This is a genomic window from Streptomyces sp. CB02959, from assembly GCF_002803155.1.
In the GTDB taxonomy this organism is placed as follows: Bacteria; Actinomycetota; Actinomycetes; order Streptomycetales; family Streptomycetaceae; genus Streptomyces.
In genome coordinates, this window is record NZ_NNBP01000007.1 from 184,868 (window position 1) to 207,915 (window position 23,048).

The 23,048-nt window shown below is 71.3% G+C and carries 17 protein-coding genes; 2 read left to right on the top strand and 15 right to left on the bottom strand.

The features are described from left to right. Window position 1: 1 nt before the first annotated feature. The 9 genes from CG747_RS13975 to CG747_RS14015 form a co-directional block, all read right to left on the bottom strand. A complete protein-coding gene (locus CG747_RS13975) occupies window positions 2–1,540 on the bottom strand; it encodes a right-handed parallel beta-helix repeat-containing protein (protein ID WP_100602038.1) in 1,539 nt (512 codons plus the stop codon). Between the two features lie 8 nt (window positions 1,541–1,548). Then, window positions 1,549–3,501 (bottom strand): alginate lyase family protein, encoded by a 1,953-nt coding sequence (locus CG747_RS13980; protein WP_100602039.1) that lies wholly within the window; start codon window positions 3,499–3,501, stop codon window positions 1,549–1,551. After that, window positions 3,498–5,675: a bi-domain-containing oxidoreductase gene (locus CG747_RS13985; protein ID WP_100602040.1), complete on the bottom strand. Its 2,178-nt coding sequence runs from the start codon at window positions 5,673–5,675 to the stop codon at window positions 3,498–3,500. Before CG747_RS13985 ends, CG747_RS13980 begins: the two co-directional genes overlap by 4 nt. A 29-nt stretch (window positions 5,676–5,704) precedes the next feature. Then, entirely contained in the window at window positions 5,705–7,639 is a 1,935-nt protein-coding gene (asnB, locus tag CG747_RS13990; protein WP_100602041.1) for an asparagine synthase (glutamine-hydrolyzing), read from the bottom strand. A 3-nt stretch (window positions 7,640–7,642) separates the two neighbouring features. Next, a complete protein-coding gene (locus CG747_RS13995; RefSeq protein WP_100602042.1) occupies window positions 7,643–9,262 on the bottom strand; it encodes a Wzz/FepE/Etk N-terminal domain-containing protein in 1,620 nt (539 codons plus the stop codon). Next, a complete protein-coding gene (locus CG747_RS14000) occupies window positions 9,259–10,656 on the bottom strand; it encodes a Wzz/FepE/Etk N-terminal domain-containing protein (protein ID WP_100602043.1) in 1,398 nt (465 codons plus the stop codon). Before CG747_RS14000 ends, CG747_RS13995 begins: the two co-directional genes overlap by 4 nt. Beyond that, window positions 10,653–11,906 carry a glycosyltransferase family 4 protein gene (locus CG747_RS14005; protein ID WP_100602044.1) on the bottom strand — a complete coding sequence of 418 codons (1,254 nt, stop codon included), beginning with the start codon at window positions 11,904–11,906 and terminating at the stop codon, window positions 10,653–10,655. The genes CG747_RS14000 and CG747_RS14005 overlap by 4 nt, the downstream gene beginning before the upstream one ends. A gap of 31 nt (window positions 11,907–11,937) precedes the next feature. Further along, the gene (locus CG747_RS14010; protein WP_100602045.1) at window positions 11,938–13,272 is read right to left on the bottom strand and encodes a nucleotide sugar dehydrogenase; all 1,335 of its coding nucleotides are present in this window, start codon (window positions 13,270–13,272) and stop codon (window positions 11,938–11,940) included. A gap of 79 nt (window positions 13,273–13,351) precedes the next feature. Next, window positions 13,352–14,830 (bottom strand): sugar transferase, encoded by a 1,479-nt coding sequence (locus CG747_RS14015; protein WP_100602046.1) that lies wholly within the window; start codon window positions 14,828–14,830, stop codon window positions 13,352–13,354. A gap of 1,342 nt (window positions 14,831–16,172) precedes the next feature. On the opposite strand from CG747_RS14015, the gene CG747_RS14025 reads away from it, so the two are divergent. Next, window positions 16,173–16,400, top strand: a complete 228-nt coding sequence (locus CG747_RS14025) for an isochorismatase family protein (protein ID WP_257980406.1) — start codon at window positions 16,173–16,175, stop codon at window positions 16,398–16,400. 322 nt (window positions 16,401–16,722) lie between these two features. On the opposite strand, the gene CG747_RS14030 is transcribed toward CG747_RS14025, so the two are convergent. Further along, window positions 16,723–17,307: a TetR/AcrR family transcriptional regulator gene (locus CG747_RS14030; protein WP_100602047.1), complete on the bottom strand. Its 585-nt coding sequence runs from the start codon at window positions 17,305–17,307 to the stop codon at window positions 16,723–16,725. 85 nt (window positions 17,308–17,392) lie between these two features. Here CG747_RS14030 and CG747_RS14035 point away from each other — a divergent pair, with 85 nt between their 5' ends. After that, window positions 17,393–18,148, top strand: a complete 756-nt coding sequence (locus CG747_RS14035) for a class I SAM-dependent methyltransferase (protein WP_100602048.1) — start codon at window positions 17,393–17,395, stop codon at window positions 18,146–18,148. A 197-nt stretch (window positions 18,149–18,345) separates the two neighbouring features. On the opposite strand, the gene CG747_RS14040 is transcribed toward CG747_RS14035, so the two are convergent. From CG747_RS14040 to CG747_RS14060, 5 genes are all read right to left on the bottom strand, one after another. Further along, the gene (locus CG747_RS14040) at window positions 18,346–19,098 is read right to left on the bottom strand and encodes an SDR family NAD(P)-dependent oxidoreductase (protein WP_100602049.1); all 753 of its coding nucleotides are present in this window, start codon (window positions 19,096–19,098) and stop codon (window positions 18,346–18,348) included. A 335-nt stretch (window positions 19,099–19,433) separates the two neighbouring features. After that, window positions 19,434–20,630 (bottom strand): ABC transporter permease, encoded by a 1,197-nt coding sequence (locus CG747_RS14045; protein WP_100602050.1) that lies wholly within the window; start codon window positions 20,628–20,630, stop codon window positions 19,434–19,436. Next, window positions 20,627–21,313 (bottom strand): ABC transporter ATP-binding protein, encoded by a 687-nt coding sequence (locus CG747_RS14050; RefSeq protein ID WP_100602051.1) that lies wholly within the window; start codon window positions 21,311–21,313, stop codon window positions 20,627–20,629. Before CG747_RS14050 ends, CG747_RS14045 begins: the two co-directional genes overlap by 4 nt. Further along, a complete protein-coding gene (locus CG747_RS14055; protein ID WP_100602052.1) occupies window positions 21,310–22,389 on the bottom strand; it encodes a peptidoglycan-binding protein in 1,080 nt (359 codons plus the stop codon). Before CG747_RS14055 ends, CG747_RS14050 begins: the two co-directional genes overlap by 4 nt. Beyond that, window positions 22,386–23,030: a hypothetical protein gene (locus CG747_RS14060; protein WP_100602053.1), complete on the bottom strand. Its 645-nt coding sequence runs from the start codon at window positions 23,028–23,030 to the stop codon at window positions 22,386–22,388. The genes CG747_RS14055 and CG747_RS14060 overlap by 4 nt, the downstream gene beginning before the upstream one ends. Window positions 23,031–23,048 lie beyond the last annotated feature (18 nt).

A 23,048-nucleotide genomic window follows, 5' to 3' on the forward strand; every position in this document is an offset into this window, starting at 1 on the left:
CTCAACCACCGGCCCGTGGGTCGAGGGTGCTGCCCGCGTCCTGCCGGTACGGCGTGCCCTGCCACTGCCCGGAGTCGAGTACCTGGCTGGGATCGTGGGCGACGAATTTCCACGGCCCGATGTAGACGTTGTCGTGCCAGCGGTTGTGCTGCTTGCTGGTGATCGCCTCGGCCACCCGGTCGCCCTTGTACGGCGACCAGTCCGGATAGGTGCCGTAGTTGGCCAGCACCGCCATGCGGTCGCACTTCGCCGCGCAGGTGACGACGGACTTGTCCAGCACGAAGCGGTTGCCGTGGATGTCCACCCGCTGGGTCTTCCAGCGGCAGTCGGCGTAGAGCGGTGCGCCGGCGATCGCCGGCTCCGCGCAGCGGTCGGTGTCCCGCACCAGCAGGGTGCAGACACCGGACGAGGTGTTGGCCGGGCTGTTGCAGAACCGGTCGGCGTTTTCCCACAGGGTGATGCCGGACCAGTTGTTCTCCAGCACGTTCCGGTAGATCTCGATCTTGTCGGTGCGGGCTCGGATCCGTGGTTCGCCACCGGACTCGGACAGGTAGACGGTCGCGAACGGGAAGTTGTCGCCGCGGTCGGCCGCCTTGCGGCCCTCGACCCAGTTGTTCCGCCGGATCGTGTTGTTCCGGATGACCGCGTTGTAGCTGGTCTCGTAGATCAGGGCGGCGCCGTCGTTGGCCTCGATCACGTTGTTCTCGATGCGGAAGTCGTTGTTGTTGGTGTCCGCCCACAGCCCCGTTCCGCGGTTGTCGTGCACCCAGTTGCCGCGTATGTCGGCGCCGTTGACGGCCCAGAACTTCACGCCTCCGGTGCAGCCGCAGCCCGGCTGCCGCCGTTCCCAGTCGCCGGTGTTGTTGCCGACGATCTCGTTGCCCTCGACCACCAGGTCGCCGACCCGGCCGCCGGTCGTGTAGGCGTTCATGCCGTACTGTCCGTTGTCGCGCAGGCAGTTGGCGCGGACCCGCTGGTGGGCACCGGCCATCAGCCCGGCCCCGGAGTTGTTCCGGATCGTCGCGTGCTCGACCACCCACCCGTCGGCCGAGTCATGGTTGACCACTCCCTCGTTCTGCGGCGCGACGAAACCCTGCACGGTCAGGTAGCGGATGGTGACGTTGCGGGCGGTACCGCCGAAGGCGTACTGGTTCTTCTGCCGGCCGTCGAGCACCGCGCCCGGCGCACCGAGGTAGCGGTCCCCTTCCTTGGGGATGACCTGGGCGTAGCGGTCCGGGTCGAGCCTGTGGTCGCCCGGTCGAAGCCAGAACGTCGTGTTCGGGGGGTTGCTCTTGGTCTGCGCTGCCAGGTCACCGACCACCGCGGGGTCGACCGTCACCGCGCCCGCCGGTGCCTTCGCCGGCCCGGCCGCGGGCTTGGCGCACACCCGGGCCACGGACGTGGACAGCGCCCCGGACGTGGTCGGCGCGGTGGTCGGCCTTGCCTGGGCGCCTTGCGTGCCCGCACAGCCGGTCGTCGCCAGCAGGGCCAGCGCCAGCGGTGCCGCCGCCCACGCCCAGTGCCGCCTCTTGATCCCCACCCGCCCCCCTAGCCGTGGAACCTGAGCACGGTGGTGAAGCCCTCCGCGCCGTCGGCGAAGCCGGTGCCGACCAGAGTGGTGGTGGGTTCCTTGCGCCCGAAGCCCGCGGAGTACCAGCCCAGCGGCGGATCGGTCTCGCCGCGGTGCGCTCGCCAGCTCAGCTGCCCGGGCAGGTCGAGCACCGCGGAGCGGTCCTCGCCGTCGCGGGTCCAGGTGAGCACCGCCTGGTTGTCCGCCAGGTCCGCGGTGATCGCCGGGCCGAGGTGGAACGCCAGGTGTACGTCCCGGCGTGGGCCGCGCACCTCGTCGACCACCCTCAACTCCTGGCTTGCAGGCGTCAGTTCCACCCGGCGGCGGTGCACGGACTGCTGGTAGCCGTCGTGCTCGGCACACCAGCGGGCCACACCGTCGTCCGGAGTGTCCGCGACCAGGACGCGGGTGCGGGCATGCCGGGTCCACAGGAACGGGCCGCCGGAGACCGACTGGTCACCGCCGTCCAGCCGCAGGGTGTTGTGGCCGAGCGTCGACCGGAAGTACTGCCGCCACTCGGGCTGCCCGTGGTAGCAGAACGTCCCCGGGTCGGCGAGCACGTCGACCCCGTCGTGCCGGACCTCCACGGACAGCGCGTCCGCGTGGGCGTGCGCGGCGATGGACAGGAAGCCGTGCGGACCGCCGTCGCAGCGGCACCAGATCTCCGCCGGCCCGCGCAGGATGGTCATGCCCGCGTCGGCGAAATGGTCAGGTCGGCGCGCCGGGCGGGTCACGCCCCTTACGCCGGGTCTGATCAGCGCGGCCAGCAGCGGGGTGCGCACATCGGTGCCGGTCACCGTCGGCCACCAGGCCAGTCGGCCGAACACGGCGTCCCCGGTGGTCAGCAGCGAGGCCCAGCGGTCGGTGCCCGCGCCGTCCACGACCAGGCCGTGCCCGTCGTCCGCGTCCCCCTGGCGCGGCGGCCGCAACCGGCCGTCCACGACGGCCGCGAGCGCGTCGGTCATCCGCAGCAGCACCAGCCGGACGGTCGAGGGGACCGGCACGTCGGCGGCGTCCGCCTCGGCAACTGCGGCCAGGCCGAGCTCCAGTACGAGTCCGTGGTACTCGGTGGCCAGTTCGCGGTTGAGGCCGGAGGCGAAGGTGTTGCCGCGCAGGTGCCGCTCCAGCGACCGCAGCGCGCCCGCCCGCCAACGCGCCGAGGAGGGGAACCACCCGAACGCGCAGGCCGCGGCGAACTGCCCGGCGGCCTCGGCGATGACGTGGTTGTTCGCCGAAGACCCCCGACTGGGGAAGGCGGCCAGCCAGCGCTGGTGGTGCCAGATCTGGTTCAGCGCCACCGGGTTGCCCTCGAACAGCCCGGCCGCGCCCGGCCAGTCGTCGAGCAGCCGGCGGATCCACACCCAGGAGAGCAGCCGGATGCTTAGCTCGATGCCGCTGATCCAGTGCACGCCGCGCAGCGGTGGGTTGGCCGCCCACCACGACCGCAGGTGCTCGGCCACCCGCTCGGCGTACCGCTCCTGCCCGGTGATCGCGTAGGCGGCGGCGAGCACGGTGAGGTACTGGTGCCGGGACGGTTCCCAGATCTGCTTGATGTCGCCGACCGCGTCCTCGTTCCGGTACGGCACGTCGAAGGCGTAGCCGTACGGAGCCCGGCGGCCGGTCTTCGGGTCGTACCACCAGTCCGGGTCGGCCAGGTCGTCGCGGACCACCCCGAAGTACTCGGCGTGCCCGTACATCAGCCGGTCCGCTTCGGCGAGGAGCCGTTTCGCGGCGTCCGGAGGTATGCCGGCGATCGTCCCGGCGGGCAGTACCGCGGTGAACCGGGCGCCGGTCACGCTCGGGCAGTGCGGCCGCGCCGACCGCCACCGCCGCCTGCGCACCGCGTCTCCCACCCGGCCGCCGACCTCCGCCGGTCCCATCCGGGACAGCCGCCGCAGGTACCAGCCCGCACTCCCCGAGCTCACCGTCATCGCGCCCTCGCCAACGTCACCGGCGCGCCGCCGGCCAGACCGGCCTGCACGGCGAGGGTGGCCGCCGTGGTGGCGACCAGCGACTCCAGCGGCACCGGCATCGGCCCGCCGGTCCGCACGGCCTTGACGAACGCGGCCAGTTCGGCGGACTGGCCCTTGTCCCGGGCCTTGGGCAGCCGCGAACTGACCCACCGCTTGCGGCTGTACACCGAGGCACGGACGAAGTCGTCGAGCCGCAGCACCTTGCCGTCCGCGACCAGGTCCAGCGTCTCCTTGGGGAAGCCGGGCGAGCCGGTGGTGACGTAGCTGATGGTGGCGGTGGACCCGTCCGGGTAGCGCAGCACGATCTGCAGGTCCTCGTTGCCGGACGTGGCGACCGCGTACACCGAGACCGGGTCGGCCCCGAGCAGCCAGCTCGCCGTGTCGATGAAGTGCCCGCCCTCGCCGGCGAACCGCGAGCCCTCGGCGCCCTGTTGGAGGTACCAGCTGCCGTGCTGGAGGCGTCCCGCATTGACCAGGTAGCGCAGGCTCGCCGGACCGGAACGGGTGCCGAACCGCTGCCTGGCCTCGTTCAGCAGCGGCGCGAACCGGCGGTTGAAGCCCACCTGCAGCCGGTCGTTGCCGGACTCCTCCACCGCCGCGAGCACACCGGCCAGCTCGTCCTCGGTGAGCGCCAGGGGCTTCTCGACGAACACCGCCTTGCCGGCGAGGAGTGCCTTGCGGGTCAGCTCGGCGTGCGACCTGTGGCGGGTGACCACGAACACCGCGTCGACCGACTTGTCGCCGAGCACGGCGTCGAGGTCGGTGGTCGCCTCGGCGAAGCCGAACTTCCGCTGGGCGTTGGCCGCGGACAGCGCCGTCGTGGTGACGACCGTCGACAACTCGACGCCGTCGCGCTGCGCCAGGTGCGGCAGCAGCATCGACGTCGCGTAGTTCCCCGCGCCGACGAACGCCAGGCGCACCGGTGTCCTGGCAGCCCGGACCGGACTCCGCCGCACGTTCACCGCGGGCACGGCCACCGCCGGGGCCTCCGCCTCTCCGGCCCCCGCGGGTTCGGGGTACCGGAACAGCACGGCCACGGCCTTCAGGTCGCCGTCCTTCAGCCGCTGGTACGTCTCGACGGCGTCGTCGAAGGCGGCGACGTGGGAGACCAGGGGCTCCACGTCGACGCTGCCGCGGGCGACGAGATCGAGGAAGCACGCCAGGTTGCGGCGCTCGGTCCAGCGCACGTAGCCGATCGGATAGTCCCGCCCCTCCAGCTCGTACTCCGGGTCGTAGCGCCCGGGGCCGTAACTGCGGGAGAACCGGACGTCGAGCTCCTTCTCGTAGTACGCGTTCCACGGCAGGTCCAGGCGGCACTTGCCGATGTCGACGACCCGGCCGCGGTCCCGGCACAGCCGGGCGGCCAGCTCGACGGGTTGGTTGCTGCCGCCGCCGGCTGCCAGGTACACCTGGTCCACGCCATGGCCGTCGGTGAGCTCGGCGACGACGGCCTCCACCGCCGCGGACGCGGGATCGCCGCAGGCCGCGGCGCCCAGGCGTTCCGCGAGGTCGCAGCGCACCGGGTCGGGGTCGACGCCGACGACGCGGACTCCCGAGGCGGCGAGGAGCTGCACCACCAGCTGCCCGATCAGCCCGAGGCCGATGACCAGCGCCGCGTCGCCGAGCTGTGGCTCGCCGCGGCGGACGGCCTGCAGCGCGATCGACCCGACGGTGCCGAAGGCCGCGTGCCGCGGTGCGAGGCCGTCCGGCACCCGGGCGTAGAGGTTCTTCGGCACCCAGTTCAGCTCGGCGTGCAGCGCGTGCTCGTTGCCGGCGCAGGCCACGAGGTCGCCGACCTTCACCTCGTCGATCCCGGGGCCGACCTGCTCGACCACCCCGCACAGCGAGTACCCCAGCGGCGTGTAGGAGTCCAGCTTTCCCATCACCTTGCGGTAGGTGGCGGGCACCCCGTTGGTGGCCACGCTCTGCATGACCTTCGCCACCTGGTCCGGCCGCGAGCGGGCCTTGCCCAGCATCGACATGCCGGCCTCGGACACCTTCATGAGCTCGGTCCCGGTGGATATCAGCGAGTAGGCGCTGCGGACCAGCACACCGCCCGGCTTGCACCCCGGCACCGGCACGTCGAGCACCGCCAGCTCGCCGCTCTTGTAGTTCTGCACAACCTGTTTCACCCGAAGTCCCCTTGTTTCTCAGCCGTCTTCTACGCCGACAAGCGAGCGTTCGGCCCGGACCCGGAGGTCGCGCCGCGATACCAGTACTCGAGGGTCAGCACATGCCACAGATGCTTGGAGTAGTCCCGCTGCCCGGCGGCGTCCTCGGCGACCATGCGCGCCAGGGCGTCGCGGCGCAGCAGCCCGGAGGTGACGAGCACGCCGTCGTGCACCACCTCGCGCACCAGCGGTGCCAGGTCCCGGCTCATCCAGGCGCGCAGCGGGGCGCTGAACAGGCCCTTGGGCCGGTAGACGATCTCCCGGGGCAGGATCGAGGTGGCCGCCTCCTTGAGGACGGCCTTGCCCTGCCGTCCGACGATCTTGCGGTCGCCGGGCACGGCGAACGCCGCCTCGACCACCTCGACGTCCACGTACGGCACCCGCACCTCCATCGACGCGGCCATGCTCGACCGGTCCGTGTACGCGAGGTTCAGGCCCGGCAGGAACATCCGGGCGTCGCCCAGGCACATGCGGTTGACGAAGTCGTCGAGGTCGTTGTCCTGATAGATGTCCGCGTGCTCGGTCAGCACGTCGTCGACCGTCCCGGCCAGGTCCGGATCGAGCAGGGCGAGCAACTCGTCCTGGTCGTACATGGTGTAGCTGCGCCGGAACGCGGTCTCCTCCGGCAGATCGGCGAAGGAGAGGAACCGCTTCGCGAAGCGCACCGACCGGTACCCCCGGCGGGCCGTGGCGACCGGCAGCCGGTCCACGGCCCGGGACAGGCCGCGCCGCAGGGGTCGCGGGACCCGCTGGTAGCGCAGTGCGATCAGGTTGGCCAGGTGCTTGCGGTACCCGGCGAACAGCTCGTCGGCGCCCATCCCCGAGAGCATCACCTTGACCCCGGCCTCCCGGGCGGCCGAGCAGATCAGGAACGTGTTGATCGCGGCGGGGTCGCCGATCGGCTCGTCCAGGTGGTACGTCATCTGCGGCAGCAGGTCGAGCACGTTCGGAGCGATCTCGATCTCGTGCAGGTCGACGCCGAACCGCCGGGCCACCTGCCGGGCGTAGCGCAGGTCGTCCGGCATCGCCTCGAACCTGGCGTCCTCGGCGCGGAACCCGATCGTGTAGGCGGAGATCCCGGGTCGGTCGCGGGCCGCCAGCGCGGTCAGGTAGCTGGAGTCCAGACCGCCGGAGAGGAACGTCGCCACGGGTACGTCGGAGCGCAGATGGCGCCGGGTCGACTCCTCGACGACGGCAGCGACATCCGGCCGCTCGCCGGCCCGGGCCCGCTCCCGGCCCTCGGCGGCGACGTCCCGAAGGTGCCAGAACCTGCCGCGTTCCACCCGGCCGTCGGGCCGGCACCTCAGCCAGCTCCCCGGCGGCAGCTTCTCCACTTCGCGGAACGCGCACCGCGAGTCCGGCACCCAGTAGTAGAGCAGCGAGGCCACCAGCGCCGCATGGTCCACCCGCAGCGACCCGCCGGCCGCGGCGGCGAGTGCCTTGAGCTCGGAGGCGAACGCCAGGCCCGCACCGCGCCGGAGCAGGAACAGCGGCTTGATGCCCAACTGGTCGCGGACGAGGGTCAGTTCACCGCTGCGCTCGTCGAAGATCCCGAACGCGAACATGCCGCGCAGCCGGGGCAGGCAGTCCGTGCCCCAGCGCCGCCACGCCTCCAGCACCACCTCGGTGTCGGAGGTACCGCGGAAGCGCACCCCGGCCGCTACCAGCTCGGCACGCAGCTCGGGCGCGTTGTACAGCTCACCGTTGTACGTCAGGACCAGGCCGCCCGAGACCATCGGCTGGGCGCCGGTCCCGGACAGGTCGATGATGGCCAGCCGGCGGTGCCCGAGGTGCACTTCGCCGTCACCGACGGGGTGGCTGTACCGGCCCGCCCCGTCCGGACCGCGGTGGGCGAGGGTGTCGGTGAGCCGGTCGGTCACGACCTTCCCGTCCGGCCATCGGTAAGTCCCTGCGATGCCACACATGTCCTACCGAGCCTCCTGGTCGTTGTCCGCTACCCGTCCCCGAGCTCTCAACTCCTCCCCCAGCCTTCGGCCGGGAGGTGCCCCCAGAGCAGGGGAGGCCCCACTGGCCCACAGCGGCTGCCGCTCGGCCCGCCGCCGGCCCTCCCCCACTGCCTTGACGGCGGGGGAGGTACCCCCATCGTTCTGCCGCGCCGGCCGCTCGTTCCGGCCGCGCAGCGCGGTCTGCAGCCCGTCCCACAGCGTGCCGTCGGTCCGGTCCCGCGGATCGGGGTCGATCAGCACCACACCGATCACCGGAATGCGCTGGTCCGCGAGTTGCCGCGCCACGGTGTGCAGCCATGCGGCGCTGCCGTGCCCGGCACGCACGACGAGCACGGTCCGGGTGCCGAGGTACTGGAGGTCGGTCCACGCGGTGCCGGGCGCGACCGAGCCGACGCCGAACCGGCGCTCGTCATGCGTCAGGGCCGCGGCCCGCTCGCCGCCGACCACGCTCGGGCCTCCCGGCTTCTGGCGGCGGCCCGCGAGCTGCGAGCCGGGCAGACCATCGACGATCACCACCGGCCCGTCCGGTGCCAGGGACCCGGCGAGGTCCAGGGCGATCTCGCTCGTGCTGCGCGCACAGCCCAGTTCCAGCAGCAACACCGGTTCCGCGGAGCCGCGCACGGTGCGGGCCAGGGACCCGACGAGCCGTTCGCGTGCCGCCCGGATCCGCCGGCGGCGCCACGGCCGGCCCGACCGGCGGGGCAGCTCCGCGATGACCGAGGCGCCCAGGTTCGCCGCGATGTCCCGGCGCAACACGGGGCGGTCCGCCACCACCGCGCCGACCGCGGCCAGCGCGAGCCCCAGGACGAGTCCGAGGGCGAGCCCGATCGCGGCGTCGGTGGCAGCGGCCTTGGGCAGGGAGTGCCGCACCGCGTGCGGGGCGTCCACGATCTGCGTGCCGGCGATGACCCGGGGCGTGCCGGTGCGCGCCTCCTCGGCGCGCTGGTCGAAGTCGGCGATCCGCGAGTTGAGCTCGGCCCGGCGGGCGAAGCGCGACTCGACGCTCGCCGAATCCTTCGGGTCGCTGTTCGATGCTCGGTCCCCTATTGCCTTGTTGATCTGGGCGAGTTCGTCGCGCATGCGGTCACGCTGGTCGTCCAGGGCCTTGGCCTCGGCCTTCGCGGCATCCCACATCCGCCGCACATGGTCCGCGACGAACGCGTCGGCCAGCGCCTTGGCGCGGGCCACCGCTTCCGCGTCGCTGCCACCTGTCACATCGATCTGCAGCAGGTTGTTGGTCAAGCCGGTGCCGCGGTAGTCCTGCATGAAGTCCGCCGGCTTTTCCGGGGACTTCAGGGACTGCAGGGCCTTGTCTGCGATCTGGGTGGTCCCCAGCAGCGCGACGTCGGTGCGGATCAGCGTCCCGGGGTCGTTCGGCTGGTCCTCCTGGTGCGCGACCAGCACCTGGGTCACCGCGCTCGGCGGCGTCGGCAGCAGGACCGCCACCACCGCGCCGACGAGCAGCCCCAGCAGCGCCATCGAGCACCAGAGGCGGCGCCGCCTCCGCACCGCCGCCACCAGCGCCTGCAGGTCCAGCAGCGGAGCGGCGGCCGACGACTCCGACGTCGTACTCGTCGTCACCCGGAACCCCCCGTCGCGTCGTCGCCCACCGCGAGCGCCGGCGTGGCGGCATCCCGGGGACGGTCGGCAGCCCGCGTCGGACGGGCCCGGATCGTGCCGGCGAGGACGATGCCGACGACCTCATGCCTGGCGTCCGCACACGCCTCGGCGAGGCCGGTGAGCTCCCCTGCGGTCCAGCTGCCCGCGCTGAGCACGACCAGGGCACCGGACTCGTCGTCGCGGTCCGGCACCATCGGACGGTCCACCGAAACCCCCACCACTCGCAGCACGGGGAATCCCCTGCTCGAAGAGGCCGGGGAAGGATCGCTCCCGGCCTCGGTGACGAGCTGCCCGGCGGCCCGGCGGGCGGTCTCGTCGCCGTCCGGGACGACGACCAGCAGCCGCCGGGCGCCCGGCAACTGGTCCCGGAGGCGGGCGCACACCCGCCGGTAGCGGATCTGCCTGCCGGTCTCGTCGCCGGACATGCGCGGGGTGGGGACGTCCCACCGGACGTCGAGGCCCAGCAGCCGGCGGATCCGGGCCCGCGGGCCATGGCCTTCCGGCCGGTGCGCGGGCCGTTCCTCGGGTACGTCGACGGTACCCAGCAGCGCCGAGCCCAGCGCCGCGGCGATCTCCGGTTCGGCGCGCAGCCGGCGACTCATCCGTGCGGCGGTGAGATGGCCGATGACCGCGAGCAGGAAGAACAGCAGCGCCCCGGCGACGACGAGCTGCGTTCTGGTCGGCGGTGCCTCGCCGACCGGCCGGGCCGCCGGCCCCATGACGACCATGTTGGCCTTGTTGGGAGCCGGGGCGGCCTGGTCCAGCTTCTTGACGGCCTCCTGCAGCGCGGTGCGCAACTTCGCGAGTTCGGTGCGGGTCTGCACGCTCTCCACGGTCCGCCCCGGACCGGCCGCATCGGCCAGCTCGGTGATGCGGCGGCTGGTCTGCACCACCATCTGCCGCAGTGCCTCGGGCCGGGCCGCCGCTTCGGGGTCGGTGTTGTCGCCCACGAGCCGTGCGGCGAACGCGACGAACTGCTGGACCATCTGGTCGGAGAGCTGCTGTGCGCGCTCCGGGGTGTCGGCCGTGCCCGAGATCATGATGATGTTCCCGTCGGCGGCCTTGGCGCTCACCCGATCCCGCAGGTCGCGGCCGCTGACCCCGGTCCAGCCGAGCGTGGCGGCCGCACGGTCGACCACCGTCGAACTGGTCGCGATATCCACCTGGGTGAGCAGCTCGCGCTCCTCCCACTGCCCCGGCAGCAGCACCGATGCCGACGCCGTGTAACTCGGCGGAAACAGCAGCGAGGCGCCGTAGCCGACGAGCGCACCCACCACGGCGAGGACGGCGAGAAGCCGCCGGCGCCGACTGATGATCCGCCCGATCGTGACCAGGCGTATCGTGTCATCGCTCAACGGCCGGGCCTCTTCCCTGCCCGGTACGGGTCGCCCGCCGCCACCGGAGTGCGGTCACGGCAGGCAGCGGCGTACGCGGCGAGCAGCGACGCCTGCGAGTTCCGCCAGGAGAGCCGCCCGGTGACCCGCTCCTGGCCGATCTCGCCCATCCGGGCCCGCTTCTCCGGATCGTCCAGCAGCACCGCGATCAGCTCGGCGAACGCGGCCTCGTCGTTGGCCGGCGCGTAGACGGCGGCGTCACCGGCGGAGACCCGCGCCTCCCGGAGGTCGAAGGAGACGATGGGCCGGCGCATCGCCATGTACTCCAGGACCTTGTTCATGGTCGACACGTCGTTGAGCGGATTGCGCGGGTCGGGGGAGAGGCACACGTCCGCGGTGGACAGCTGGCGCACCAGGTCGGCGTCCGGAATGCGCCCGGTGAACTCCACCTGCTCGGCGAGCCCGAGCCGCCGGGACAGTTCCACCATCGCGTCGAAGGCGTCGCCGCCGCCGACGAACACCGCATGCCAGTCGGTCCGTCCGAGCTCGTCGCGCAGCTTCGCGAGGGCCCGCAAGGCGTAGTCGACGCCGTCCTGCGGGCCCATGACGCCGAGGTAGCACAGCAGATGAGGCTTGCCGCGCTTCAACTCCGGCTCAGGCGGCACCGGTTGGAACCGCTCGACGGCGGGCGCACTGCGCACCACGAAGACGTCCTCCGGCCGCTTTCCGCCACGGCGCACCGCGACGTCCCGGTAGCTCTCGTTCGTGGCGAGCACGATGTCCGAGGCCCGGTAGGTCCGCCGTTCCAGTGCGCACACGGCGCGGTAGAGCAGGTCCTCGCCGCGGTCGAACCGGGAGAGGTACAGCTCGGGCACCAGGTCGTGCTGGTCGAAGACGAACCGCGCGCCGCGCCGCTTCAGCCACAGTGCCGGCAGGAACAGCAGGTCGGGCGGGTTGCAGGCGTGGACCACGTCGACCGGGCCGACCTTGCGGGCCAGCCTGGCCGTATGCCACAACGCCGATCCGTACTCCCGCAGGTAGCCGGCCGGTCCTCCGGTGGCCGCGCGCAACGGGTAGCGGTGGATCCGCACCCCGTCGATCTCCGCCTCCGGCTCCGTGTCCCGCTTCTCCCCGCGGGGGCAGATGACGTGCACCTCCCAGCCCGCGTCGCGCAGCGTCGTGCACTCCTGCCACACCCGCCGGTCGAACGGCACCGACAGGTTCTCCACCAGGATCAGCGCGCGTCGGGCCGCCCCGTCGCCGCCGGCCATGTCACCGAACGATGTGTCACCAAACGACGCGTCACCAAGCAAGGCCCAGGTACCCCGGTTCGGCCCGGCGCGCTTCGGCGTCGGGAAGGCGGATGAGGTCGACGATCACCGGGCCGTCGCCATGCGGCAGCGCCGACACCACGGCCGGATCCCTGGTCCCGACCAGGCACACCTCGGCGTGTTCGAGCACCTCGTCCACGGAGTCCGCGAGCAGCTGCGCGAGGTGCGGCAGCCGGGTCTCGATGTACTCGCGGTTCGCGCCGAGCAGCCGGGAAAGGCTCACGTTGGCGTCGTGGATCCGCAGGTCGTAACCCTTGCCGAAGAGCACCTCCGCCAGTTGGACGAGCGGGCTCTCGCGCAGGTCGTCGGTGCCGGGTTTGAAGGACAGTCCGAACAGGCCCACCCGGCGCTTGCCGGTGCGCTCGACCAGGTCCACCGCGCGCTGCAGATGGTCGGAGTTGGAGGGCAGCACATGGGCGAGGATGGGCACCGAGACGTCGGCCCGCTGCGCCGCGTGGACCAGGCTGCGCAGGTCCTTGGGCAGGCAGGAGCCACCGAAGGCGAAGCCGGGCCGCAGGTAGGCGGGGCTGATGTTCAGCTTGCGGTCGGCCAGGAACACGTCCATCACCTGGTGCGAGTCCACCCCGAGTGCCTGGCACACCGCGCCCAGCTCGTTCGCGAAGCCGATCTTGAGGCCGTGGAACGCGTTGTCCGCGTATTTGATCGCCTCGGCCGTCGGGATCGGCACCCGGAACACCTCGCCGGGCAAGCCGTCGTACAGCGCCGCCACCGCATCGCCGCTTGCCGGGTCGAGCTCGCCGATGACGGTCTTGGGCGGGTCGAAGAAGTCCCGCACGCTCGTGCCCTCGCGCAGGAACTCCGGGTTGACCGCGACCCCGATGTCCACCCCGGCCGTGCCGCCGACGGACTTCTCCAGGATCGGTACCAGCAGGTTCAGGCAGGTGCCCGGAAGCATGGTGCTGCGGAACACCACGGTGTGCCGCCCGCCGCGCCCACCGCGCTCACCGCGAGCCGCCAGCGCCGCGCCGATCTGCTCGGTGACCCGCTCCAAGTACGTGGTGCACAGGCTGCCGTTGGGCTCCGACGGCGTGCCCACGCAGACCAGCGACACCTCGCTGCCCATGATCGCCTCGCGGACGTCGCGGGTGGCGCGCAGTGCTCCGGTCCGCACGACCTCGGCGATGAGCTCGCCGATCCGCTCCTCGACCACCGGGGCCTTGCCGTCGTTGACCAGGTCGACCTTCACCTGGTTCACGTCCACCCCGATGACCTCGTGCCCCATGCTGGCCAGGCACGCGGCCGACACGCAGCCCACGTAGCCGAGCCCCAGGACGCTTATTCGCATGACTCGTTCCTCCCCCCAGGCAGGCCCCTGCGGCCTGCGGTCCATGCGCCCGCCGTACGACGGCGCCGCCCCCCCCGCATCAGTAGGCCCCCTGCCCTTGGAGCACCGCACGCAGCGTCTTCCACAAGATCACTGTGTCCAGGGCGAGCGACCAGTCCTCCACGTACCGCAGGTCCAGGCGGACGGCCTCCTCCCACGGCAGGTCGCTGCGTCCGCTGATCTGCCACAGACCGGTGAGTCCGGGCTTGACCAGCAGCCGCCGCCGGATGTCCGGCCCGTACGCGGCGGACTCCTCCGGTAACGGAGGCCGCGGACCGACGAGCGACATCGATCCGGTCAACACGTTGAAGAGTTGCGGGAGTTCGTCGATCGAGTACCGGCGCAGCACCGTTCCCACCCGGGTCACCCGCGGATCCCGGCGGACCTTGAACAGCAGGCCGGCGCCCTGGTTGAGGGCGGCCAGCTCCGCACGTGCCCCGTGCGCCCCCGCGACCATGGTCCGGAACTTGAGAATGGTGAACTCGCGGCCGTCCTTGCCGACCCTGCGCTGCCGATAGAACGCCCCGCCCCTACTGTCCACCAGCACGAGCAGCCCGACGAGCACCATCAGCGGCGCGAACAGCATCAGCAGGATCGCCGCGCCCATCCGATCGACGACCTCTTTGACCGCCCGGCGGCCCCCGGTGAAGGTCGGCATGCTGACCCGCAGCAGGGGTATCCCGAGCACCGCGTCGACGTGCAGCCTCGGGCCGGCCACCTCCATCAGCACGGGGGCCACGACCATCTCGGCATCGCTGCCTTCGAGGTTCCAGGCCAGCCGCTGCAGCCGGTCCGGTGACCAGTACGGGTCCGGCGTGACCGCGACGACACGGTAGCCGTCGCGGTGGACGTGGCCCGCGACGTCCGCCAGCCGGCCGACGACCGGCACTCCGTCCAGTTGATCACCGTCGAGCCCGAGACCGTCCGTCGTGCACACCGCCTCCACCCGCCAGCCGAGGTGCGGGAACTTGCGGGTCCGGGTGATCAGGTCGTGCACGGTGGCCAGGCTCCCGGCAGCGAGCACCGGTCGCAGGCACCGCCCTTCCTTCCGCTGTCTGTGCAGCCAGAGGCGCAGCAGATACCGCGCTGTCATGGTGACGAGCGCGATCGCGGGGATCGCGACGAAGATCCAGAGCTTGATGTTGCGCGAGGCGAGGGCGATCCCGCCGAGCGCCAGCACGACGGTCGCCGTGAACAGTGAGCGGCCGAGCCGCCGGAACTCCTCGGCGCCCTGGCCGAGCACGGCCGGAGTCCACGACCGGCTCACCGCGAGCGCCCCCAGCACCAGCAGCTCGGTGCAGAACGCGAGAATTCCCCACTTCTCGTGCCAGTTGGCCGCGTCCCGGGCCCCGAAGAACTCGCCGATCGCCGCCACCACGAAGGCGGTGGCCACGGTATCGCTGGTGATCACGGTACGGCGGTACCGCTGCTCCCAGTCAGTCGCGGACTGGCTGATTTCCCCGCTCGCCGGACGCCCGCGCTCCGACAGCAACGGGCTGACCAGTTCCCCCTGCTGCACAGACCCCCCCAGGTCGTCAGTGGGCTCGACGTATTCGCTCCACACGGTTCCTCCCCCCGGGAGGCCCCCGCCCCCCGCGCATGACATCCCGGCTGTTGCGGCGCTACTTGGACACCCCACCCAGGCGGCACCGGACTTGCATGTCTTGCCAGGCTTTCGAGGTGCGCGGAAACCCGTCGAACCTCGGGCTCCCCGCACCCAAGGCCCCGTCTCGGGTTCCAAGAATTGATCACCCCCACGTCTGGCGCCGGGAACACGACTGCTGGCTGCCCGTAGCGCCGGACCTAAAGATCACGATTTGTCGCCTCGTGTCATGTGAAGCAGGGTCAATGTAGACCATCGGGGGTCACCTGGAGAGGGGAATGTGTGCAACTTGTGCTCAAACTTTGGAGCTGAATCCACCAAACGGTCACCACCTGCGGTGTCTTGACGGCGGGGACGTGCCTCGTGACCTGTGATGACAGGAGTTCTCCGAGCGCCGGCACTGGCAATCCCGAGACGTTCCGGCACTGCCAACTAGCCTGCGCCTACTGGTACTTCGCCAGGATCCGGCTCGGTGAGGTTCCGGCCACCGGCCGTGCAGGCGCGGGCCCGGCACCGCGGCAGGCCCTGCACGCTATCGAGGACCCGGCAGAGAGTCAGGACGGCGTGCGGGCATTCAGGCCAAGCCTGTGAATGGTGGGACAGGCATGGACGGAAGTGACGAGAGTGACTGGTGGTGCCAGCCATGTCGGCTTCGGCCCTCGAAGTGGCCCAGGCCCAGGCCGCGTTCCAGCTCCCGGTGGTCGTGCCCGACGCTGCTATCGCGCCGGGCGATCTCGCCGAACTCTGCGTCGATGGTGCGGAGTTCGGGCGGTGTCGGTGTCGGTGTCGGGCTCGGTGCCGGACGCGACAGCGCGGCAGGCTGGGCGGCCTCCCGGGTCGCCGTACTCCGGCAGGTGAGGCACCGTGCCGCCGGGGTGGGTGGTCTCCTTGGGCCCCGACCGCCACCGCACAGGACAGCCTCCGAGCCTCCCCTCGGAGTTGAACGACTCGGCAACGCCGTACGCGGATTCGTCGGCGAGGAAGTCCTGAAAGATACGGGTGACGGACCTGACCGTTTTGAGCCACGGAGAGGTGCTGGTGGGAAGCGCGGCGCGCGGTGCCCTCGGATGACTTGAGCGCCATCACGCGTATCACGTACATCATGCGTATCACGTACATCACGGGAATCACGCACATCATGCGGGCCATGTGACGGTAAGTCTTCCTCGGCGTCACCACCGCGGCAGACGTGATCATCTGGCTCCGCACACGATCGCCCGGACAAGTCCTTGGGGTTACCACCACCGCGGCGGACAGCATGTGGGGGCCGACCACCCCCGAGCTGGTCGAGGCACTGCCGGCCGGACACAAGATCATCGACCGCAGCACGGTCAATGCCTGGCACGACGACCGGGTCCGCGAGGCCATCGAGGCCACCGGCCGGCGGAAGCTGATCTTCGCCGGGGCGTCACTCGAATGTTCGTCCAGGAGATGTGCCCGGCCGCCGCGTCGACGGCCACTCCGTCGGGGATCGGGCACCCGGTGACGAGGAACGTCTTGTCGGAGCCGTCGGGGTTCACGCGGAACAGGCGACCGCCACCGCTCGCCTCGCGCACGAACAGCCTGTCCTGGCGCTCCATCCTGATTCGTTCGCAGGGCTGCGGCCGCTCTCACGGCCCTTGCCGGAAAGATCCTCAAACTGGAGATCGTCCCGCCGCCCGAGTCGGAGGGGCGATGAGGCGACCGGGCGGGCACGGAATCCGGACCCGTGAGCGCGGCCGGTCGACGCCCTGCCCCTGGGAAGAGGTGGGGCGCACGCGGTGCCCTTTGGCGTCGCGAGTGCCCCTGCATCCGTCTCGCCGCTGCTCCTAGGACGTGGCCGTCCGCTGGAGCACGGTGTCGATGATGAGGTCGATCTCCTGCGGGCTCGGTGGCTCGCCGGTGAGCAGGAAGGTCTGCAGTATCAGGGCGGGGCCGGTGCGAGCCGCCAACGGGTGCGCGGCCTCGTGGCCGTTCTCGCTGCCGGGCGCGCCCTGGTGCAGGATGGCTTCGATGCGCTGAAGGCGCGGCGCGATGATCTTCTCGGCGAACAGGGTGCGCATGTCCGGCTCGTGCAGCACGCCGACGATGAACTCGATGCCCGGCACGAGGGTTTTGCCCGCCAGTACATCGCTGAACGCGGTGAGGGAGTCGGCGAGGTTTTCCCGCTGCGACCGCTCCGGGTCCGGGTCGGGCAGTGGGGGCAGGGCGTAGCGCAGGGCGTCCAGAACCAGGGGCTGCTTGCCGGGCCATCGCCGGTAGAGCGCGGCCTTGCCGGTGCCGGCACGCGCGGCGACGCCCTCCATGGTGAGTCGGCCGTAGCCGTTCGCGCTCAGTTCGTCGAGCGTCGCGACGTAGATCGCGTGCTCCAGTTCCGCCCCTCGGCGGCGGCCGGGTGTCGCACTCTCTGCCATGGGCCCAACAGTAGACGCTGGCGTTCCTTCGTGCCTACACTCCATTTAGGGAACGATCTCGTCTACTAGAAGAGGTGAGAGTTGGATGGCCGATCTGCATCCTGCGCGTGACCAGTCGGGCGGCTGGGAGCCGGCGATGGACTTCGAGGCGGTATACCAGGGGCGCCAGATCGCCTACGGAGCGGACGACCGCAGGTCGGACCTGATCCCGTGGCGACTGGACGCCCCTCAGCCGTTGGTCGTCGAGTTGGAGGCGGCGGGTGAAATCGCCGGCCCGGTCCTGGAATGCGGCTGTGGGCTCGGGGACAACGCCTTGTTCCTGGCGGGGCGCGGCCATGAGGTGACAGCCTTCGACGCCGCACCATCCGCGATCGAGCGCAGCCGGGCCAAGGCCGCCGCTGCCGGAACCCCGGTGACCTTCACGGTCGCCGACGCGACGGAACTGCGCGGTATCGCTGTCCCGGGAGGCTTCCGAACGGTCGTCGACAGTGCCATGCTGCACTGCCTGGACGCCGACCAGCGGCGGACGTACCTTGCTGGACTGCGTCGGGTGTGCGCACCCGGCGCGAAACTGCATGTCCTGTGCTTCCGCGGCGAGTTGGCCGCTCGCCTGGTGATGCCGGCCGACATGGACGAACGCAGCCTGCGCGAGGCCTTCCCTGACGAATGGACGATTCGGCGCATGGCGCCGCGCCACTACACCACCGGCCTGACCCGGCAGGAATGGCAGAAGCTGACGCCCGCGGTGCCAGGCGTCCCGGAGTCGGACGACACGGTGACCGTCGACCAACACGGCAGAGTTCTGCTGCCGTTCTGGCAGATCACCGCTGAACTGGCCTGACTGGCTGGAGTCGAGCGGCGGGCCTTTCCCGGTATTCCGGGGGAAGCCACCGTGATTTCGGTACGCGAACGTGTCGTGCAGCTCGTGATGGCCGACGCACCACTGATGCACCAGGCGGTCTCGGTTGACGAGGAAGCCGCCTGGTGTCCTCGTGCCTGGCTCTGCGGCCTACGACATCAGGCGGGCCGACGTCGTTCTCAGACTGCGCTGCGCCCGCCATCGACGGGCAGTACCGCGCCGTGGACGAAACTCGCGGCGTCGCTGGCAAGGTAGGCGATCGCTTCGGCGATCTCCTGCGGTGCAGCCGGGCGGCCTGCCGGGGCCTGGGCTGCCAGAGCGTCGAGTTCCTCGCCCATGCCGGCGGTGCCCTCCGTCCGCACGGGGCCGGGCCGGACGGCGTTGACCCGTACCCCGCGCGGGCCGTACTCGGCGGCCCATGCCCTGGTCAGCAGTTCCACGGCCGCTTTGCTCGACCCGTACAGCGCCATCCCCGCGATACCGGTCTCGGCGGCGATCGTGCTGAGGTTGACGATCGCGCCGCTGCCTCGCTCGGCCATGGCAGGGGCGAGCGCCGCGACCAGATGGAACGGAGCCTTGACGTTCAGGGCGTAGACGGCGTCGATGTCGTGCTCCTGCGCCTGTTCGGTGGGGCCGAACGGGTAACTGCCCGCGTTGTTGACCAGGATGTCGACCCGGCCCCCGCCCAGGGCTGCGGCCTTCCGCGCCAGCTGCCGCACTGACTCTGTCCCGTGGAGGTCCGCGGGGGCGAACCCGGCCTTGCCGCCGCGGTCCTGGATGGCGCCGACCACGGCCTCGCCGCGGGCGTGGTCCCGGCCCGCAACCACCACCTGCGCACCACGCTCGGCGAGCAGTGCTGCCGTCGCGGCGCCGATGCCGCTGGTCGCTCCGGTCACCAGGGCCACGCGCCCGGCCAGATCAAAAGAACCCATGAGTCGTCCTTCGTGTCGGAGGGGAGAGAGCCGCGGAACGCGGCTGTGCCGTGGCCGCTTCTCCCGCACCCCGTTCGTGAGCCGACAGCATCGAAAAGCGAAGTTCCGTGTGGTGGATTCCGTTCCGTCTTCGTCGTACGTGATGCCGGGAGCCGCGGTCGGTTCGAGGATTGTTGCGCGACCGGCGGGCTTCGCGGCCTCCGCCGCGCGGGGGGCCGCGCGGAAGGGTGGGCGGATGTGACTGCCGCACACACCCCACTGTCCGTGCCCGCTGTGCGCCGGGTTCGTCAGGAGAACGAAGGCCCCTCGGTCCGTTTCCGTGATGTGCCAGGTTGTCAGGCCGCGTGGAGCGCGACCGTGGGGTCGAGACGGGAAGCCCGGATCGCCGGGTACAGACCGGCCAGGACACCGATGCCGAGCGTTGCGCCCAGGCCGCCGCCGAGCGACCAGAGCGGCACGACGACGGCCCAGCCCTGCGCCGTGGCGAAGGCGAACGTGGCCGCCGCGCCGAGCGCCGCCCCCGCCACCCCACCCAGTGCCGACAGCAGCAGCGACTCGGTGAGGAACTGGAGCCGGATCGCGCCCCTGGTGGCACCGATCGCCCGACGCAGACCGATCTCCTGGCGGCGCTCCAGTACCGAGATGACCATGGTGTTGGCGACACCGACGCCGCCCACCAGGAGGGCGACCGCGCCGAGGCCGAGCATCAGGCCGGTGAGTCCCTTGTCGGCGGCGACCTTCGCCGCCAGTGCGTCGGAGGGCCGGGACACCTTCACGGAACCCTCGTTACCGGGCATCACCGTCCGCGCCAGCACCGCCCGGACATCGTCGACCGAGGCGTCCGGAGACCTCTCGAAGACGGTCGTGGGGTGGCCGTCGAATCCCAGGTACTTCTCGGCGGCCGGGAAACCGACCAGGGCCACGCGGTCGAGGTTGGGGACGAGCTCGACGGGGCTGAGGATGCCGACGACCACGACGTACCGGTTGTTCATCATGATCTTCTCGCCGGGCTCGGTGATGCCCATCCGCTCGGCCGCGACGGCGCCGAGGACGGTGACCGGGAGCCGCTCGCCGGCACCGTCCAGCCAACGGCCCTTGGCGATCCTGGCGTTCAGCGCGTTCAGCAGGTCCGCTCGGGCTGCCTGTGCGGTGACTCCGGCCGGCTGCTCCTCGGGAACCACGTCGCTGCGGCGGATCCGGGCGTCCACCTGTGCGGTGGCCGTGGCCTGTTGCACCGGGCCGATGCGCTCGACCATGGCCACCGCGTTCTTCGGCAGCTTCACATCCTGGCCCAGGGCGTCCTTGCCGGCCTCGGCGGTGAGCAGATTCGTCCCGAGGCGGTCGAGTTGGGACATCAGGTCGGCCCGGCTGGAGGTGGAGAGGCCGACGACCGCGACCATGGTGGCGATGCCGATCGCGATGCCGAGGGCGGAGAGCACCACACGGGCACGGCGGGCGCGCAGCCCGACGGCGCCGACCCGCAGGACGTCGGCCGCGGCGAGGCGGGCGGGTTTCAGCGCGGGGCCGGTCATGAGGCCGCCTCGTCGGAACCGGAGTCGGAGACCACGGCCCCGTCCCTGAACCGGATGCGGCGTGGCAGGGAGGCGGCGATCTCTTGGTCATGGGTGATCACGCAGATCGTGGTGCCCATCGCATGGAGTTCGTGGACGAGTTGCATCACGATCTCGCCGGACGCGGTGTCCAGTGCGCCCGTCGGTTCGTCGGCGAGCAGCAGGTCCGGTTCGCCGACCAGGGCGCGGGCGATGGCGACGCGTTGCTTCTCACCGCCGGAGAGCTCGCTGGGCCGGTGCGAGAGCCGGTGACCGAGGCGGACCCGCTCCAGCGCGGCACGGGCCCGTGACCGCCGCTCCTTCAGCGGCACGCCCGCGTAGAGCAGACCGTCCGCGACGTTGTCGACCGCGTCCCGGCCGGGGGACAGGTGGAAGTGCTGGAAGACGAAGCCGATGTGCCGAGCCCGCAGCGCGGACAGCCGGTTGTCGCTGAGCGCACCCACGTCGTGGCCGGCCACCCGGACCGTGCCCGACGTGGGCCGGTCGAGGGTGCCGATCAGATTGAGCAACGTGGACTTGCCCGACCCGGACGGGCCGACGATCGCGACGAGTTCGCCGCGGCCGACGCGCAGGTCCACGTTGCGCAGAGCGTGCACACCGCCGGGGTAGGACTTGCCGGCGGCCCGCAGTTCGATGACGGTCATTGCTTGGCCACTCCGACCTTCATGCCTGCGGAGATGCCGCCGCCGCTGACCTCGATACGCCCGTCGGCGGTCATGCCGGTGGTGACCCGGACCATTCTGGTGGTACGGCCCTGGACGATCTGGAGGCCGTAGCCGCCGTTCTCGCCGCGCAGGGCGACGACCGCTTCGACGGGCACGGCCAGCACGTTGCGGCGACTCTCGCTGACGAACTTGACGCTGGTGGTGGCCTTGGAGTCCTCTGCGGCAAGGGTGGACCGGGGGCCGTCCAAGGTGACCTCGACCGTGATGCCTTCCTGGCTCGGCCCGGCGGACCCCTCCGGCGCCTCGGGCCTGACGGTTCCCGCCACCTTGCCGCCGACGGTCTTGCCGCTGGGCAGGGTGACCTCGACCTTGGTGCCCCGGGAGGTCAGGGCCGCGTCGTTCTGGTCGAGTCGGGCCCGCACGACCGGTGTGGTCGAGGCGACGGTCAGCACGGTCTTCTCCGGGCCGACCTGGTCGGCGAGTGCGGCGTCGGCCGCCACCACCCGCACCGCGCGGGGCTGGAAGACGACGTCTCCCCTGCCGACCTTGCCGTCCGCGCTCTCGATGCCGACCGACTTCTGCCAGCTCTTGACCGCGGCTTCGGTGCCCTTGTCGTAGCGGGTGTCGACGTAGAGGCTCGCGCCGAATCCAAGGTCGCGGAGGTTGCGCTCCAACTGGAGGACGTCGGGCCCCCGGTCGCCGACCTTCATCGCCCGGAACATCGGCGTCGGCCCGTACATCAGGATCACCGGCCGCGCGTCCCGCTCGTACAGCCGCTGCCCGGCCGTGACCGTCCTGCCCTCCTGGGCGGCCTTGGTGACCGTCCCCGCGACCGGAGACTTGACGGTGCGACGCTGTGCGTAGTCGAGGTGCCCGTCGACGGTCTTGCTCTGCACGAGGTCGGTGCGGGTGATCTCGGCCGTGGCGGGCGGAAGGTCGCCCTGCTTCTCGGCCCGGGTGTCCTGGTTGCCGCCCCCGATGGCAAGGGCTCCGGCTCCGAGCGCGGCAACTGCGGTCACCGCACCAGCCGCGACCAGTGCTTTGCGTCGGGTCACTGCATGCCGTCCAGACCGTCGAGCAACTTGTCCTTGCACGCCTGGCGGGCCTGCTTGTATGCGGGGGAGCCGGGGTCGAGCTGCGGCGCCGCCGGGTTGGGATCACCGCCGGGCATCACGTTGCCGCCCGACAGCGTGGGGTTGGTGAATTTCGAGACGCCGTGCTTGCGCATGCACGTGGCGTGCGCCAGCATCGACTCGTACTCCTTCTGCACATCGCGCTTCGGCTCCAGCTCCATGGCAGCGGACATTTCCTTGAAGCACACGGCGTTCTTGCCGCCCTTGGACACCTCCTCGTTCCCGGGCTTGTGGGCGATTTCTTCGATCTTCGTCCAGTCGAGATAGCCGCTCAGCTTCGGGTCGGGAAATTCTGTGATGCCGGCCTTCCCCCGCATGCACTGCACGTACTTCATCTGCGCGTCGTAGAAAGCGCCCTTGTCGCCCGAGCCGCCCTGCTTGCCGGAACTCCCGGTGCTCTTGCCGTCGTCGGCGGTGTCCCCGGGAACGGAGGCGATGTCCTTGCCCGTGTCGAGGGCGTCGCGCCCGCTGCCGCAGGCGGCTGAGAGGACCAGTACGGGAAGCGCGACGAGTGCCGCCAGACGAAGACGGCCCGCGGCGCGGGATGGGGTTCGTATGTCCATGCCGTCAACGCTCAGCCC

Bases quoted from the DNA above. Each gene is read 5' to 3' on its own strand.
- CG747_RS14030 (WP_100602047.1), bottom strand. From the start codon at position 17,307: ATGGCAGAGAGTGCGACACCCGGCCGCCGCCGAGGGGCGGAACTGGAG.
- CG747_RS14045 (WP_100602050.1), bottom strand. From the start codon at position 20,630: ATGACCGGCCCCGCGCTGAAACCCGCCCGCCTCGCCGCGGCCGACGTC.
- CG747_RS14050 (WP_100602051.1), bottom strand. From the start codon at position 21,313: ATGACCGTCATCGAACTGCGGGCCGCCGGCAAGTCCTACCCCGGCGGT.
- CG747_RS13980 (WP_100602039.1), bottom strand. From the start codon at position 3,501: ATGACGGTGAGCTCGGGGAGTGCGGGCTGGTACCTGCGGCGGCTGTCC.
- CG747_RS14035 (WP_100602048.1), top strand. From the start codon at position 17,393: ATGGCCGATCTGCATCCTGCGCGTGACCAGTCGGGCGGCTGGGAGCCG.
- CG747_RS14010 (WP_100602045.1), bottom strand. From the start codon at position 13,272: ATGCGAATAAGCGTCCTGGGGCTCGGCTACGTGGGCTGCGTGTCGGCC.
- asnB (WP_100602041.1), bottom strand. From the start codon at position 7,639: ATGTGTGGCATCGCAGGGACTTACCGATGGCCGGACGGGAAGGTCGTG.
- CG747_RS14025 (WP_257980406.1), top strand. From the start codon at position 16,173: ATGTGGGGGCCGACCACCCCCGAGCTGGTCGAGGCACTGCCGGCCGGA.
- CG747_RS14040 (WP_100602049.1), bottom strand. From the start codon at position 19,098: ATGGGTTCTTTTGATCTGGCCGGGCGCGTGGCCCTGGTGACCGGAGCG.
- CG747_RS14060 (WP_100602053.1), bottom strand. From the start codon at position 23,030: ATGGACATACGAACCCCATCCCGCGCCGCGGGCCGTCTTCGTCTGGCG.
- CG747_RS14005 (WP_100602044.1), bottom strand. From the start codon at position 11,906: ATGGCCGGCGGCGACGGGGCGGCCCGACGCGCGCTGATCCTGGTGGAG.